This is a genomic window from Enterobacter cloacae complex sp. 2022EL-00981 (genome assembly GCF_028737495.1).
Lineage (GTDB): Bacteria > Pseudomonadota > Gammaproteobacteria > Enterobacterales > Enterobacteriaceae > Enterobacter > Enterobacter cloacae.
Genome location: NZ_JAQZRK010000032.1, coordinates 39,588 through 54,320, shown reverse-complemented (window position 1 = coordinate 54,320; position 14,733 = coordinate 39,588). Strand labels below are relative to the sequence as shown.

General features: G+C 58.1%; 12 protein-coding genes. 7 read left to right on the top strand and 5 right to left on the bottom strand.

The features are described 5' to 3' along the window. Window positions 1–59 precede the first annotated feature (59 nt). Window positions 60–257 (top strand): YbdD/YjiX family protein, encoded by a 198-nt coding sequence (locus PUZ33_RS21090; RefSeq protein ID WP_006809671.1) that lies wholly within the window; start codon window positions 60–62, stop codon window positions 255–257. On the opposite strand, the gene PUZ33_RS21085 is transcribed toward PUZ33_RS21090, so the two are convergent. The 4 genes from PUZ33_RS21085 to PUZ33_RS21070 form a co-directional block, all read right to left on the bottom strand. Continuing rightward, window positions 254–658: a helix-turn-helix domain-containing protein gene (locus tag PUZ33_RS21085; RefSeq protein ID WP_013097626.1), complete on the bottom strand. Its 405-nt coding sequence runs from the start codon at window positions 656–658 to the stop codon at window positions 254–256. The genes PUZ33_RS21090 and PUZ33_RS21085 overlap by 4 nt on opposite strands. Further along, window positions 639–935, bottom strand: coding sequence for a type II toxin-antitoxin system RelE family toxin (locus PUZ33_RS21080; RefSeq protein ID WP_029882114.1), 297 nt, complete (start codon window positions 933–935; stop codon window positions 639–641). Before PUZ33_RS21080 ends, PUZ33_RS21085 begins: the two co-directional genes overlap by 20 nt. Window positions 936–1,118: 183 nt before the next feature. Continuing rightward, entirely contained in the window at window positions 1,119–1,862 is a 744-nt protein-coding gene (locus tag PUZ33_RS21075; RefSeq protein WP_013097624.1) for an SDR family NAD(P)-dependent oxidoreductase, read from the bottom strand. 57 nt (window positions 1,863–1,919) lie between these two features. Next, entirely contained in the window at window positions 1,920–3,008 is a 1,089-nt protein-coding gene (locus PUZ33_RS21070) for an oxidoreductase (protein ID WP_058681108.1), read from the bottom strand. 159 nt (window positions 3,009–3,167) lie between these two features. Between PUZ33_RS21070 and PUZ33_RS21065 the strand changes: the two genes are divergently transcribed. From PUZ33_RS21065 to PUZ33_RS21045, 5 genes are all read left to right on the top strand, one after another. After that, window positions 3,168–4,670 carry a sugar ABC transporter ATP-binding protein gene (locus tag PUZ33_RS21065; protein ID WP_058681107.1) on the top strand — a complete coding sequence of 501 codons (1,503 nt, stop codon included), beginning with the start codon at window positions 3,168–3,170 and terminating at the stop codon, window positions 4,668–4,670. After that, window positions 4,667–5,662: an ABC transporter permease gene (locus PUZ33_RS21060; protein WP_058681106.1), complete on the top strand. Its 996-nt coding sequence runs from the start codon at window positions 4,667–4,669 to the stop codon at window positions 5,660–5,662. Before PUZ33_RS21065 ends, PUZ33_RS21060 begins: the two co-directional genes overlap by 4 nt. A gap of 19 nt (window positions 5,663–5,681) precedes the next feature. Continuing rightward, on the top strand, window positions 5,682–6,746 hold the full coding sequence (locus tag PUZ33_RS21055) for a sugar ABC transporter substrate-binding protein (RefSeq protein WP_058681105.1): 1,065 nt from the start codon (window positions 5,682–5,684) through the stop codon (window positions 6,744–6,746). 89 nt (window positions 6,747–6,835) lie between these two features. Continuing rightward, entirely contained in the window at window positions 6,836–8,077 is a 1,242-nt protein-coding gene (locus PUZ33_RS21050; RefSeq protein WP_028028043.1) for an LVIVD repeat-containing protein, read from the top strand. Between the two features lie 132 nt (window positions 8,078–8,209). Continuing rightward, entirely contained in the window at window positions 8,210–12,367 is a 4,158-nt protein-coding gene (locus PUZ33_RS21045) for an Ig-like domain-containing protein (RefSeq protein WP_058681104.1), read from the top strand. Window positions 12,368–12,396: 29 nt separating this feature from the next. Here the strand turns inward: PUZ33_RS21045 and mtnK are convergent, their stop codons facing one another. Beyond that, the gene (gene mtnK, locus PUZ33_RS21040; protein WP_058681103.1) at window positions 12,397–13,596 is read right to left on the bottom strand and encodes an S-methyl-5-thioribose kinase; all 1,200 of its coding nucleotides are present in this window, start codon (window positions 13,594–13,596) and stop codon (window positions 12,397–12,399) included. A gap of 104 nt (window positions 13,597–13,700) precedes the next feature. On the opposite strand from mtnK, the gene mtnA reads away from it, so the two are divergent. Further along, the gene (gene mtnA / locus PUZ33_RS21035) at window positions 13,701–14,717 is read left to right on the top strand and encodes an S-methyl-5-thioribose-1-phosphate isomerase (protein WP_038418891.1); all 1,017 of its coding nucleotides are present in this window, start codon (window positions 13,701–13,703) and stop codon (window positions 14,715–14,717) included. Window positions 14,718–14,733 lie beyond the last annotated feature (16 nt).

The following is a 14,733-nucleotide window of genomic DNA, read 5'->3' as shown; positions in this document are numbered from 1 at the left end:
TATCCTCCCTCTCCTTTTGGGAGAGGGCCGGGGTGAGGGAAACAAACGAGAAATGACCTATGTTCGACACCCTTTCCAAAGCAGGTAAGTACCTGGGCCAGGCCGCCAAAATGATGATTGGCGTGCCAGACTACGACAACTACGTCGAGCATATGCGCGTCAACCATCCGGACCAGACGCCCATGACCTACGAAGAATTTTTCCGCGACCGCCAGGATGCCCGCTACGGCGGCAAGGGCGGGGCGAAGTGCTGTTAACCCTCTTTCGGTAAATAGAGACTGATCTGTTCCTGTTTACAGCCGTAGATCGCCGCCAGCTTTTCACGGGTGCGCTTTTGCGGACGGGAGTCCAGCGCTTCCAGCTGTGATACGGCAGACTGGGTGATGCCGAGTTTCTCTGCCACCTCCTGCTGGGACATGCCGCGCAGGATGCGCCAGGCGGCCTGCAGGCTGACGTTCTGCCAGGTCATGATGCTGCAAACCTCACCTGGAAGTTCAACGTCATCCAGCTCATCGTGTTCGACTTCAATATCCTCCAGATCGTCGTCGGTTTCGTCGTCGATTTCCGCCATCTGCAGGCACATACGAAAATATTCATCATAGGGAATAACCACGTACTGCGTTTTTCCGTTATCGTCCTTAATTAGCTGAACAGCCATAGGTGGCTTTCTCCTCGTGCAGGTAAGTTGTTGATGTTCTGCGCTTAACGGCCAAAACATAACAATGGTTATCGGGTTCGTCCCGAAGCGTATAGACGATGCGGTAATCGCCAACGCGTAGCCGGTAGTGATCTTCTGTCGCCGATATTTTTTTGATATCGGGCCGGGGAGCCGAGCGGTCATCCAGCTCAACAAGCTTCAACTCAATGCGACGCTGATATCGCTCGTCAATCTTTAAAAATGCCTTCTTTGCCCCATTGGACCAGACAATTTTCATCCGTACCTCCACTGTACGCCCACACAAAGTATAAGGAAATAATAAGACTATTAGATAAATTCCGAATTTCTTATGGGCTACTGTAGAGCGGAGAACAAATGCAGGTAAGCGGCAAAATGCAAACCGTCGAGGCGGTGCGAAAACGCCTCTGCTGGGCGACAGAGGCTTGCAGAAAATATGCGATCAGGCGTTCAAACCGCCGTCCACATCCAGCCCCGTACCGGAGATCTGTCCGGCGGCTGGGCTGGCGAGGAAGGTGACCGCCGCCGCGATATCTTCCGGTTGCCCGTAATGACCGACGGCAATCATCTGACGCTGGGCTTCTGCCTGTTCGCCGTCCTCCGGGTTCATATCGCTGTTGGTTGGGCCGGGATGCACCAGGTTCACGGTAATACCGCGGGGCCCCAGATCCCGCGCCAGACCGCGCGTGAAGGAGTTAAGCGCGGATTTGGTCATGGAGTAGACGGAGATACCCGGCATCGCCACGCGGTTTGCCAGACAGCTACCGATATTGATAATGCGTCCGCCGTCAGACATGTGTACCAGCGCTTCCTGAGTGGCGATCACCACGCCGCGAATGTTGACGTTAATCAGGGCATCGATATCCGCCAGCGTCATGGACTCCAGCGGGCCGCCGCGGGCGATACCGGCGTTATTGACCAGAATGTCCAGCCCGCCGAGGGTGCGCGCCGCATGGGTGACCGCGTCCTGAATAGCCTCTGCACTGGCGCTGTCGGCCTGAACCGCCTCACTGTGCCGCCCCAGCGCGCTTATCTCATCGACCACGGCCTGGGCTTTATCGACGGACTTTTCATACGTGATAACCACATCGGCACCGGCGCGTGCCAGCGACAGCGCGATAGCACGGCCCAATCCCCGGCTGGCACCGGTGACCAGCGCTTTCTTACCTGTTAAATCGATCTGCATGATGACCTCGTTGCGAGAGTGGTGAGAATCATCATTAGGTATAGTCGCTCGGCGCGTTTAACGGCTGAAGGATTCCACTTTCTCGAACGCCGCGCGCAGAACGTCAGGTGTGAGCGCCACGGGCAAATAGTGAATCGACTCCACCGGGCGCAGGGTGTGATTGATGACCTTGTCCAGTTCGTCACGGTTGTTGATATCCACCTCCAGCTCGCGAAGCCGGGTCGGCAGGTTAAAGCGCTGATACGCGGTGACAAGCTGCGCCAGCACGTCGTCCTGACCGAGCAGGGCGCTTTGCACCAGAATGCCGTAGGCCACTTTGGTGCCGTGCAGGTATTTTTCCGTCTGCGGCAGGACGGTTAAGCCGTTATGCACCGCATGTGCCGCCGCCACGCGTGTATAACGTTCGCCGAGCCCACCGACCATGCCGCCACCGGCAATAATGGCATCCACCACATCCCTGAATGCCTGCGTTGCTTCGCCACGCTGCTGGTCAGCCAGCGCGTCCTCGCTGCGTTCCAGCAGCACGTCGCGGATAGCCAGCGCGCCGTTAATCCCCAGACGTACGGTCAGCGGCAGGTGTTCAGGCTGCGGTGCGAGTACAACCGCTTCATACCACTTCGCCAGGGTATCGCCGATACCAGCCAGCAGGTATTCCGCCGGGGCGTTAAGGATGATTTGCGGCTCCACCAGCACCAGGAAATTGGCATCGTCGAAAATTTCAAACTGCAGCGCCTGCCCGGCATCGTTGTACCAGACGGAGAGCGGCGTCCATGCCGCACAGGTAGCGGCGATAGTCGGGATACCCACGAACGGAACGCCCAAACGACGCGCCACGGCTTTGACCGTATCCATCACCGCTCCGCCGCCAATGCCAATCACTACGGCCGCCTCGCTGCCGGATTCATTCACCAGATGGGTGACGTCACGCTCGCTGCAGTGGCCTTTGAACAACAGGTGTTTTGCGCCGGGGGCCGCAAAGCTCTCCGGCAGGTAGGGACGTGCGCCTTCAAGCGCGCGTTCGCCGTAGATCCACACCGCGCGAGAAAGCTGCTCCGGGGTGAAGAAGTCATGCAGATGCGCAAGGCTTCCGGGGTGAGAAAAGTAGTTCGCCGGGCCGGGAACGACGCGGATATCGGTGTTGCTCATGGTGTTGTCCTTTTTTAGCAAGCGCTAACCCGATGTTATGTCTGGACATCCGGATGGCTAATAATATTTGGCTTTATCTTATGCCTTTTCTGTCGTTGTCAGTCAACCGGAGCTGTGAAAAATTCAATAAATCAAACTATTAATGAGGATCCTACGCGGATGGTTTCCAGTCGCCTTGAGATGCGCGGTATCAGCCTGGCCTTTTCCGGCTTTCAGGCGCTGTCGCGCGTGGACTTTACCCTGAACGGCGGATCGGTGCATGCATTGACCGGGGCTAACGGCGCAGGGAAATCGACGCTGATGGCGGTGCTGTGCGGAACGCACGATCGCTATGAGGGGGAGATCTGCATTAATAACCAGCCGGTGACGATCCGCGAACCGCTCGATGCCAAACGGCTGGGGATCCACCTTGTGCAGCAGGAAGTGGACGTGGCGCTGGTTCCGGGGCTGAGCATCGCTGAAAACATCATGCTTGACCAGCTGGCGCAGCCGGGACATCGCTACCGCTGGCGTGCTATTCGTCAACAGGCGAAGCAGGCGCTGGCTCAGCTCGACGTTACGCTGGACGTTCGCCGTTCCATCGACAGCTGCTCGTTGGCTGAAAAACAGCAGATCCTGCTGGCCCGGGCGCTGTCGCATCACTGCCGTTTTTTGATCCTCGATGAACCTACCGCACCGCTGGATGCCCACGACAGTGAACGCCTGTTCGCGGTGGTGCGGCGTTTAAAGCAGCAGGGCATTGGCGTGGTGTTTATCTCGCACCGCATTCATGAGCTGAAAGCCATCTGTGACACCTTAACGGTGTTGCGCGATGGCAAGCTGATTGAGACCGGCCCGATGGCGGATCTCAGCGGCGAAGCGATCGTCGAGAAGATGCTCGGCCACGAACTGAGCGATATCTACCCGCCAGCCCGTCCTGTGCATAGCGACGAGACGCTGCTGCGGGTGGAGGGGCTGCACGACGACGCGTTGCTGAAAGATATCTCCCTGCATCTGCGTAAAGGCGAAATCCTCGGCATTGCCGGGCTGGCGGGCGCAGGCAAAACCGAACTCTGCAAGGCGCTGTTTGGTGCCAGCAAAAGCCGGGTGGAACATGGCGAGCTCAATCATCAGCCCTGGAAACCGCGCGATCCGGCCGATTCCGTGCTGCGCGGGCTGGCGCTGGTACCGGAGGAGCGGCGCAAGGAGGGGATTTTTATCGACGAGCCGGTGAGCATGAATCTGGCCGTGACGGCAGATAACAGCTTTTCGCGCTGGAGTCTCTTTGGTCATCGTCAGGCGTGGCGCTGGGCGGAAGAGGTGATAGCCCGCGTTGGCGTGCGTACGCGCGGGCCGGGGCAGGTTTTACGTCGGCTTTCTGGCGGTAACCAGCAGAAGGTTGCTATTGGCAAATGGCTGCGCAATGACGCCAGCGTGCTGATATTCGACGAGCCGACCAAGGGCGTTGACGTCAAAGCGAAGACCGATCTGTTTCAACTGATCGACGGCCTGGCGCGCGAGGGCAAAGGGGTGATTTACGCTTCGGGCGAATTCGCCGAACTGGTAGGGCTGTGCGACCGCATCTGCGTGCTCTGGGACGGACGCATCGTGGCGGAAATCCCCGGGGCCGAGGCGCGGGAAGAGACACTACTTTATTATTCAACCGGAGGAACGGCGTCGTGAGCAAAGCCCTTTCAGTGACTGCGGCGGCGTCTGGCCGTCAACAGATTTTCGACTTTCTCTACAGGTGGGGCATGTTGCTCACCGTGGTGGCGCTGGTGGTGGTTTTTGGCCTGGCGTCGGACAGCTTCCTCGACCCGAACAACATCATCAACATTCTGCGCTCGATCGCCATCGTGACGGTGATCGCCATCGGCGTATCGATTTCACTCACCGTGGGCGGGTTCGATCTCTCCGTCGGCTCAACGGCGTCGCTGGCGAATGCGCTGGTGATCTCGCTCTTCGTCTGGCACGGCTTCGGCACCACCGAGTCGATCCTGATCACCCTCGCGCTCTGCACGCTGGTCGGGTTGTTTAACGCCTTTCTGATCGTCATCCTGCGCATCCCGGACATGCTCGCCACGCTTGCCAGCCTGTTCGTCATTCAGGGCGTGGCGATGACCTACAGCTACGGCGGGTCGATTACCGAGAACATGGTGCTGCCGAGCGGTGATATGGCGGAAGGAACCATTCCGGCGGCGTTCAGCCTGCTGGGGCAGGTGCCGACCATCGTCATCATCATGCTGGCGGTGACCCTACTGGCACAGCTGGGATTGTCACTGACCACCCACGGCCGGCGCATGTACGCCATCGGCGGTAACCCGGAGGCGGCGCGCCTTTCAGGCATTCGCACCACGCGTTACAAGGTCGCGGCCTACGTGCTTGCCTCGCTGCTGGCCGGACTGGGCGGGATTTTGCTGGCCTCGCGCATTGGGTCGTCGCAGGTGAATGCGGGCGGCGGGTATCTGATGGACGCGGTGGCGGCAGCGTGGATCGGCTTTTCGCTGGCCGGTTCCGGCAAGCCGAACGCGCTGGGAACGCTGGTGGGGGCGGTCATTCTGGGCGTGCTGTCGAACGGGCTGGTGATGCTCTCCGTACCGTATTACGCCATGGACATTATAAAAGGGCTGGTGCTTGCCGTGGCGCTGGCGATTACTTACATACAAAAACGCTGACAACACAACGGGATAAAAAATGAAAAAGATTGCACTCTCTTTGGTGGCTCTTGGGTTACTCACCTCTCTGCCGGGATTTGCGGCCACACCTGCACCGGTTCCGGCGGCCATTGCCAACCACGACGGCCCCATTCGCATTGCGGTGATCCGCAACCTTGGCTCGGATGACAACACCACGCAGTTTGTCGCCGGGGCGATTCAGGAAGGGAAAAAACTTGGCTTTAAGGTCAGCACCTTTTTAAGCAACGGTGACGACGCAAAATTCCAGGACTTTGTGAATCAGGCGATCAGCCAGAAATATGACGGGATTATTCTCTCTCAGGGGCGTGATCCGTATGCGACCGCGCTGGTGAAGAAGGCGGTGGATGCCGGGATTAAGGTTTCGGTGTTTGATACCGCCGTCAACGGCGAGATCCCAGGCGTGACGGTCACCCAGCAGGACGATGCCTCCCTGACGAATCTCTCCTTCGGCCAGCTGGCGAAAGATTTCAACGGCAAGGCCAATATCGTCAAGCTGTGGGTCGCCGGTTTCCCGCCGATGGAGCGTCGTCAGGCGGCGTATAAGGAACTGCAGAAACAGTACCCGAATATCAAAGAGCTGGAGTCTATTGGCGCGGTGTCGTCGGACGTGCAGGGCGATACCGCCAACAAGGTCGGGGCAATTCTGGCGAAATACCCGAAAGGTAAAATCGACGCTATCTGGGGCACCTGGGACGCCTTCAGCCAGGGGGCGTATAAAGCCCTGAAGGAGAATGGCCGCACTGAAATCAAGCTCTACAGCATCGACATCTCCAACCAGGATTTACAGCTGATGCGCGAGCCGGGAAGCCCGTGGGCAGTGAGCGTGGCGGTGGATCCAAAGCTGATTGGGGCAACTAACGTGCGTCTGATCGCTAACAAGATTGCCGGAGAGCCGACGCCTGCGACCTATGATTTTAAAGCAGCGGCGATCCCGCAGGCGCTGCTGACCGCCCAGCCGGGTGCGGTGAACGTGGCATCGCTGGGGAAAATCATTCCGGGCTGGGGACAGACCGAAGACTTTATTGCGCCGTGGTTTGCGACGCTGGAAGCGAAAAATAAATAAAAACAAGCCGGGTGGCGTCAGGTGCAGCCTGATGCCCTCACCCCGGCCCTCTCCCACCGGGAGAGGGGGAAAACCAACAGGAGCTAAAGGTGACAACATTACCCACCCCTGAATACAGCCGCAATATGCGGCTAATTGGCCATAGCGACCAGGGCGGTCGCCCGGACGGCGTGCAACTGATGGTGCACCGCGGTTATGCGTATATTGGTCATATGGTGTCGCAGGGCTTTTCGATTGTTGACGTGCGCGACCCGAAAAACCCGAAAGCGGCGGGTTATGTACCTGCGCCGCCCGGCACCTGGAATGTGCATTTGCAGGCACACGACGATTTACTGCTGGTGATTAACGCCCGGGATCTGTTTGCCGATGCCCGCTTCGCCGATGAAAAGGTCTACTACACCCGTCAGGTGGGGGAGACCGTCAGCGACGTGCAGGACAAAGGCTGGAGCGCCGGGCTGCGCGTGTTTGATATCTCCACGCCGGACAGGCCGCGTGAGATCGGCTTTCTGTCGTTAAATGGCATTGGCATTCACCGCATCTGGTACGTTGGTGGTCGTTGGGCTTATGTGTCGGCGCTGATCGACGGCTTTACCGACTATATCTTCCTGACTATCGACCTGGCCGATCCGCGTAAGCCCGAAGTGGCAGGGCGCTGGTGGTTGCCGGGGATGAACCAGGCCGCAGGTGAACGGCCAGAGTGGCCGGAAGGCAAACGCTACGCGCTGCATCATGCCATTATTGCCGGGGATACGGCATACGGCAGCTGGCGTGACGGTGGTTTAACGCTGCTGGATGTGAAAGATCGCACTCAGCCGAAGCTGATTAGCCACCGCAACTGGAGCCCGCCGTTTGGTGGCGGGACGCATACCGCGCTGCCGCTGCCGGACCGCGATCTGCTGGTGGTGCTCGACGAAGCGGTGCTCGACAACCAGGAGGACGGCGAGAAGTTCATCTGGCTGTTTGATATCCGCGAGCCGTCGAACCCGGTAAGTATCTCCACCTTCCCGCAGCCGGATGAAAGAGACTACGTGGCGAAAGGCGCGCATTTCGGCCCGCATAATCTGCACGAGAACCGGCCGGGAAGCTTTGTCAGTTCCACGCTGATCTTCGCCACCTTTCAGAATGCAGGGGTGCGTGCGTATGACATTTCGAACCCCTATCGCCCGGTGGAAACGGGGGCGCTGGTACCTGCTGCACCTGAAAGGATGATGGATACACGCCCGAATCGCCCGCAGGTGATCCAGTCGTGTGATGTTTTTGTGGATGCGCAGGGAATTATTTACAGCACGGATTATAACGGCGGGTTGTCGGTGATTGAATATTTGGGCTAAAGGGGAAAGGGGGGCTGAAATATATTTATAAGGTGAATGCTTATATTTATAGATTCTTAAAATAAACGCGCCGACTTTATCTTTAAGTCCTGATACGTACTATGGCTCTTTTTTTATTCAAGGATGAATTTAATGAGCCTGAAAAAATGTGCAGCCTGGTTGCAAATAGCATTGCAACTCCTTCCGCCGTCGTTATTTTCGCTGGGCGCGACGCCCGTCGCCGCGCAGGATAAGGTAGCCGAGCCGCAAACCACCGAGCGGGTAGTGGCACAAACCGCCGTGCAGGCGGGGTCACTGCTGGAGAGCGGCAGTGGCCGTTCTGTCGCCAGCGCAATTACGTCCCAGGCAACAAATACCGCCACGCAGGAACTTGAGTCCTGGTTAAATCAATTTGGTACCACGCGTCTGAATATCGGTACTGATGAGCATTTTTCCATTCAGGACGCGGAGTTAGATCTGCTTATCCCTTTATACGAGCAAAAAACGTCGCTGGTGTTCACCCAATTGGGTGGTCGTCGTCACGACGACAGAAATATCGTTAATGTCGGGTTTGGCTACCGTGAATTTAATACCGCATGGATGTGGGGCGTGAATACCTTTTACGATCGCCAGGTTTCGGCGAATCAGCATCAGCGCCTTGGTGTTGGAGCCGAGCTAGGCTGGGACTATCTGCGTCTTTCAGCCAACGGCTACTACCGTTTAAGCGACTGGATGTCTTCGTCCCGCTATCGCGATTATGACGAGCGCGTGGCGAACGGCTTTGACCTGCGTGCAACCGGGTATCTTCCCGCCTATCCGCAGCTTGGGGCGAACCTCGTCTACGAACAATACTATGGTCAGCACGTCGGGCTTTTCGGTGACGATGAGGACGATCGTCAGAAAGATCCTTACGCCGTAACCGTTGGACTGAGCTACACGCCCGTTCCGCTGGTTACCCTGGGTGTAAACCAAAAAATGGGTAAGGGCGAGGCATCGGATACGCAGTTTAACCTTGCGGTCAACTGGGCGCCGGGCGTGCCGCTGCGCACGCAGCTTGATGCGGACCAGGTGGGGGCACGCCGTACGCTGCTGGGGTCACGTCAGGAGCTGGTCGATCGTAATAACAATATTGTCCTGGATTACCGTAAGCAGGAGCTGATTTCGCTCGCACTGCCAGAAAACATCGCCGGGAATGAAAATGCCCGCCAGACCGTAACCGCGAAGGTTAAAACGAAATACGGGCTCGAACGCATCGACTGGCAGGGTGACAATTTGATACGTAACGGCGGCAAAATCACACCGGGTGCCGATCCGGCCCAGGTGGTGATTACGCTTCCAGCCTGGAAAAATGGCGGTTCCAACGCGTATACGTTAACCGCAACGGCCTGGGATAAGCACGGTAACGCTTCTGATACCGCGCGGATGACGGTGAACGTAAACGGCATGGACGTGACCACGCTGCAGCCCAGCCTGACGGCGTCTCCGTCCCGCTTACCGGCGGATGGCACCAGTCAGTCGGTATTAACATTGGCGCTAAAAACCGCATCCGGCGAGGCTGCAACCGGGTTATCGGAGCGTCTTGGCGCATCGATCACCCTGAAAAATGCCGTTACAGGCACCGCGGCGCCTGTCGCACCGCAAATAAGCGCGTTTCGCGAAACGAGCAGCGGCGTATACAGCGCAACGCTTATCAGCGGAACCGCGCCTGCCACCCTCACCATTCAGACGTTCATCGACGGCAATATTAAGCTTGCTACCGCCTCTGTGGCTGAAGAGGCGGTGTCCGAGGTTGTGGAACTTGCCTCACTCAGTCCGTCGGCCGTAAGCGCACCGGCCGACGGCGTAACACCAATTGTCGTTGTGGCAAGCGTTGTCGATCGGTCCGGCAATCCCGTTTCGGGGCAAGAGGTGAAATGGACAGCGGATAACGCTGCGGTTCAGCTGTCTGCTGAACGCACCCTCACCACTGAGCAAGGGCAGGCCAGCATTCAACTCATTAGCCGTGACGTGGTTTCGACGACAGTGAGTGCGCAACTGGCGGACGGTAACCCGCTCTCTACCCCGACGCTAAAATTCGTTGCGGACAGCGCCAGCGCACAGGTGAGATCGGTCAATGTCGATAAAACCCGCATTGTTGCCAATAACAGCGACAGCGTAACGTATACCGCGCAGGTCGCAGATAACAGCAATCATCCGCTTGAAGGCGTGACGGTTAACTGGACGGTGAAGCGGGAAGATGGCACGACCGCAGGAAGCAAAACCTCGGTTACCGACGCTGCCGGAAACGCAACGCTGTCGCTGTCGTCAGCAAAAACGGGCGTTGCCTGGGTTTATGCTGATGTAAATCAGCAGAATGCGGTGAAAGCGGAAGCCGTAACGTTTGTCGCTGACACCAGCACGCAGCGTATCGCCGCCGTGGTGGCCGATAAGCAACAGGCCGTGGCCAACGGCAGCGACAGTATTACCTGGACGGCGCAGGTGCGCGATCTGCAGGGTAACGCCATTTCGGGCGTAGAGGTTAACTGGTCGGCAGATAACCCAGACGTTAAGCTCGCCGCCAGCAGTACGCGGACGGATGCGCAGGGCAATGCCTCGCTGGTGGTTACCTCGCTGAAATCAGGCAGCGTTGTAATCACGGCTCAGACCGCTGAAAGCGCACCCGTTCGTGCTGACAGCGCAACCTTCACGGCCGATCTCACGACCGCGAAAATGACGGAGATGGCCGCCGACAGCGTAACGGCGGTGGCCAATGGTACCGACGGTATCACAGTGCGTACTACCGTTGTGGATGCCAATGATAATCCGGTTGACGGAGCGAAGGTTAACTGGGCGGTGAGCCCTTCCGGCGCGACGTTATCCGATACGAGCAGCGTGACGAATGCATCGGGTGAGGCGAGCGTGACCTTACGTTCTGAAACCGCGGGGGAATATTCTCTTCAGGCCACGTTCGGCAGTAACACGTTACGTGTGACAAAACTGGCCTTCACCGGTGACACCACCACGGCAAAGCTGGCTACCCTCACGGCGGATAAAACGACCGGCATTGTGGCCGACAGCGATACCGTACTGTTAACCGCCACCGTGATGGATAGCCATCAGAACCCTGTACCAGGCGTTGCCGTTAACTGGAGCAGCAGTGATGCGGCTGATGTGACCCTGACGCCCGTTTCAGCAATGACCAATGCGCAAGGGCAGGCTGAAACGCGCTTCTCATCGCGCAAAGCGGGCAACATCACGGTTACCGCGACGGTGAATGGTAGCGGTCAGACGCTTACTCTCTCCGTGACCGGTAATCCGGCGACAGCGCAATTTACGAGCCTGAGTGCGGATAAAAAAGAGGCGGTGGCTGACGGGAATGCGAGCATACGCTGGACCGCCACCGTCGAGGATGCCAACCATAACCCGCTTAGCGGGGTGGATGTTGCGTGGCGAGTAGATAACAGCAGCGTGAAGCTTGCCAGCGCCAGTACAAAAACCAACGAACAGGGCCAGGCGGCTGTAACGGCGTCAACGACAACGGCCGGAACGGCAACGGTTAGCGCAACAGTTGTCGGTTCAACGGCGGCGATAAACGCGGAGCCGGTATCATTCACTGGCGATGTGACCACCGCCAGGGTTGAGAGTCTCAAGGCCAGTTCCGACCACGCGGTGGTTAATACCGACCGTATTACCTACACCGCAGTGGTGAAAGATGTAAACGGTAATGCCGTCAAAAATGCGACGGTCAACTGGAGCACCACGCTTAATACCCTTTCAGCGCAAACCAGCGTGACCAATGGCAGTGGCGTGGCGACCGTGAAGCTAAGTGGCCCGGATACCGGTACGGCAACGGTGAGCGCGGGGATTAATAACACCACTAAAACCGATCAAACGGTTGTGTTTATTGCCAGCTATTCAGCCATGTGGAGCATCACCGGTTCGACAAGTGCATTCAGTACGGGCGCAATATTTGGCTTCCCTTCGCTTGGGTTCGTGGCAACGGGAAGTACGCAGGGGCCGACGTCCCTGGTATGGACCGCAGAAGGTTACAGTACGCTTGTCGTGCCGATGAAGGACGAACAAGGCAATACCCGGGAAGTGACGATTCGCGCGCAGCGCAGATCGGATTGCTCCACCCGTCCGTTCAATGTGGCGGTTCTGTGTAGCAGTTGGGAAACCACAGGCTATAGCGCCAGCCTTAAGTATGTTGAGGCCGATAACCCGGATCTCCCGAGCGGGGTTTACCGGGGGGATATCAAGTTTGCCGGTAAAGACTGGCATTCGTCGTGGTCTCTCGATTACACCGTGACCACCACGCTCACCAAAAACTGATGCAAAAACCTCCCGAAAGGGAGGTTTTTTTAACTGTACTGGCGCACTCTTGCCACCAGCTCTTCCACGCTGTCGATGCGATCGGCAATCACAATCAGCGCTTTACCCAGCGTGATGGCGTGGCGCAGACATTCGTGACGCATCGCGTCGTCCTGAATGGTATCGATGTCCGCGACGTGAGACAGCCCCACACTGCGGCGGATCAGCTCCGTTCCGCAGAAACCAATGGTATCTCTCCAGACCTTTTTCAAAAATTCAGAGGCATAGCCCGGCGCACTCAGCGCGGCATCCCGGGTTTTCTCGTGCGCCAGCGTCTGGAAGCGCTCCGCAAAGGTATTCCATAACGCCTGAATGTCGATCAGACGCTGTTCCCGGGCGGCAGCGGCATCGCGGATGCCTAAATGCCCCGGCAGGCCACAGAAGTTCAGCAGCAGGTTGCCGATGGCGGTGCCCACGTCAAACCCAATCGGGCCAAAGTAACCGAATTCGGCGTCGATCGCTTTCAGGCTACCCTCGGCCACGAAAATCGATCCGCTGTGGATATCCCCGTGCAATAGCGCTTCGGCGTGGGAGAAGAAGCGATGCTTCAGGGAGGCCACGGCAATTTTCAACTGGGCGTCATCGCGCAGGGCGGCGACATCGTTTTCCAGCTCAGCCGGATAGTTGTTGCGCTCGTGGATCTGGTACGGATCGTTAAAGAACAGATCTTCAGTGATCTCGCACATCTCCGGGTTAATGAACTGGGCAACCTGCGCTTTTTTCTGGTGCGGGTGCAGGTAAAAATCGCTGGTGTGGAACAGCGTGTGCGCCAGATACTCTCCCAGTTGACGCGCAGCCTGCGGGTAGGCGTTATTCTTAATCAGCTCCCCGCGCCAGATGCGATGGTCGGAGAGATCTTCCATCACCATGACCGCCAGTTCCGGGTCAAAATGATGAATTTTCACGGTATGCTGCGGGCTGTGCTTGTAATGCTCCACCAGCGTTTGCGCCTCAAGACGGGCGCGGTCCAGCGTCAGCGGCCATGACTCACCGACGCAGCGAACGTATGGCAGCGCCTGTTTTACGATGATGCGGCTCACGCCCTGAGCATCGAAAATTTTGAAGACCAGATTGAGATTGCCGTCGCCTACTTCCTGCGCCTCTACCAGTGATGATGGATTATCAAGGCCGCCAAACTGCCTGGCATACTCCACGGCGTCCTGGGCGGTAAAGGTACGGTATTGCGACATTGCCTGCTCCTCACTGATTTGCGAATAAAGACATTTAGACGTCTATACATCTGGATTTCATCCTGACACAATGTGCTACAACAACGCAACAGGGAATTAACGACATGCAGACATTACAGACGACCAGCCTGCGGGTGGCGGATAATCAGCTCTTTATTCTCGACCAACAGGCCCTTCCGCAGGAGAAACGCTGGCTTGACGCCTCAACGGTCGAGGCGCTGGTGGGGCATATTCACGCCCTTAGGGTGCGCGGTGCGCCGCTGATTGGTCTCTCTGCAAGTCTGCTGCTGGCGCTGCTGGCGGAAAAGGGGAAAAGCCGCGACGAGCTGGCGCTGGCGCTGGAAACGCTGCGCGCTGCCCGCCCGACGGCGGTCAACCTGATGAACAATCTCGACCGCATGAAGCAGGCGCTCTGGCAGGAAGATTTCGTTCCGGCGCTGGTGACGGAAGCTCTGCGACTGATTGACGAAGACAGGCAGCTTTGTGACGCCATTGCGACAGCGGGCAGCGCGCTGGTGAAGCCCGGTAGCCGCCTGCTGACCCACTGTAACACTGGCGGTCTGGCAACCGCAGGCGTCGGCACTGCGCTGGGTGTTATTGCTCGCGCACATCAGGAGGGCAACGTCAGCAACGTCTGGGTGGATGAAACCCGTCCGCTGCTGCAGGGCGGCAGGCTGACCGCGTGGGAGCTCGGCGAGCTGGGCGTGCCGTATCAGCTGATTACCGACTCCATGGCCGCCAGCCTGATGGCAAAAGGGGAGGTAGATGCCGTGTGGGTGGGGGCAGATCGTATTGCCGCCAACGGCGATGTGGCCAACAAAATCGGCACCTATTCCCTGGCGGTGCTGGCGAAATTTCACGGCATTCCGTTCTATGTCGCCGCCCCGCAAACCACCCTCGACCCGGCGTGCCCGAACGGTGAGGCGATCCCGATTGAACAGCGCGCGGCCAGCGAAGTGACGGGCGTGGCGGGAAGCTTCGGCGCGGTACAGTGGGCACCGGAAAATGCGCAGGTTTACAACCCGGCGTTTGACGTCACCCCAGCCTCGCTGATAAGCGGCTGGGTACTGGATACGGGCGTGGTCACGCCGGAAGCGGTAGCAAAGGGGAAATTCGCCTGAGTCCGGCTATCCTTGT

Excerpts from the sequence above, each read along its gene's own strand:
- PUZ33_RS21090 (WP_006809671.1), top strand. The coding sequence starts at position 60 with ATGTTCGACACCCTTTCCAAAGCAGGTAAGTACCTGGGCCAGGCCGCC.
- PUZ33_RS21085 (WP_013097626.1), bottom strand. The coding sequence starts at position 658 with ATGGCTGTTCAGCTAATTAAGGACGATAACGGAAAAACGCAGTACGTG.
- PUZ33_RS21080 (WP_029882114.1), bottom strand. The coding sequence starts at position 935 with ATGAAAATTGTCTGGTCCAATGGGGCAAAGAAGGCATTTTTAAAGATT.
- PUZ33_RS21075 (WP_013097624.1), bottom strand. The coding sequence starts at position 1,862 with ATGCAGATCGATTTAACAGGTAAGAAAGCGCTGGTCACCGGTGCCAGC.
- PUZ33_RS21070 (WP_058681108.1), bottom strand. The coding sequence starts at position 3,008 with ATGAGCAACACCGATATCCGCGTCGTTCCCGGCCCGGCGAACTACTTT.
- PUZ33_RS21065 (WP_058681107.1), top strand. The coding sequence starts at position 3,168 with ATGGTTTCCAGTCGCCTTGAGATGCGCGGTATCAGCCTGGCCTTTTCC.
- PUZ33_RS21055 (WP_058681105.1), top strand. The coding sequence starts at position 5,682 with ATGAAAAAGATTGCACTCTCTTTGGTGGCTCTTGGGTTACTCACCTCT.
- PUZ33_RS21045 (WP_058681104.1), top strand. The coding sequence starts at position 8,210 with ATGAGCCTGAAAAAATGTGCAGCCTGGTTGCAAATAGCATTGCAACTC.
- mtnK (WP_058681103.1), bottom strand. The coding sequence starts at position 13,596 with ATGTCGCAATACCGTACCTTTACCGCCCAGGACGCCGTGGAGTATGCC.
- mtnA (WP_038418891.1), top strand. The coding sequence starts at position 13,701 with ATGCAGACATTACAGACGACCAGCCTGCGGGTGGCGGATAATCAGCTC.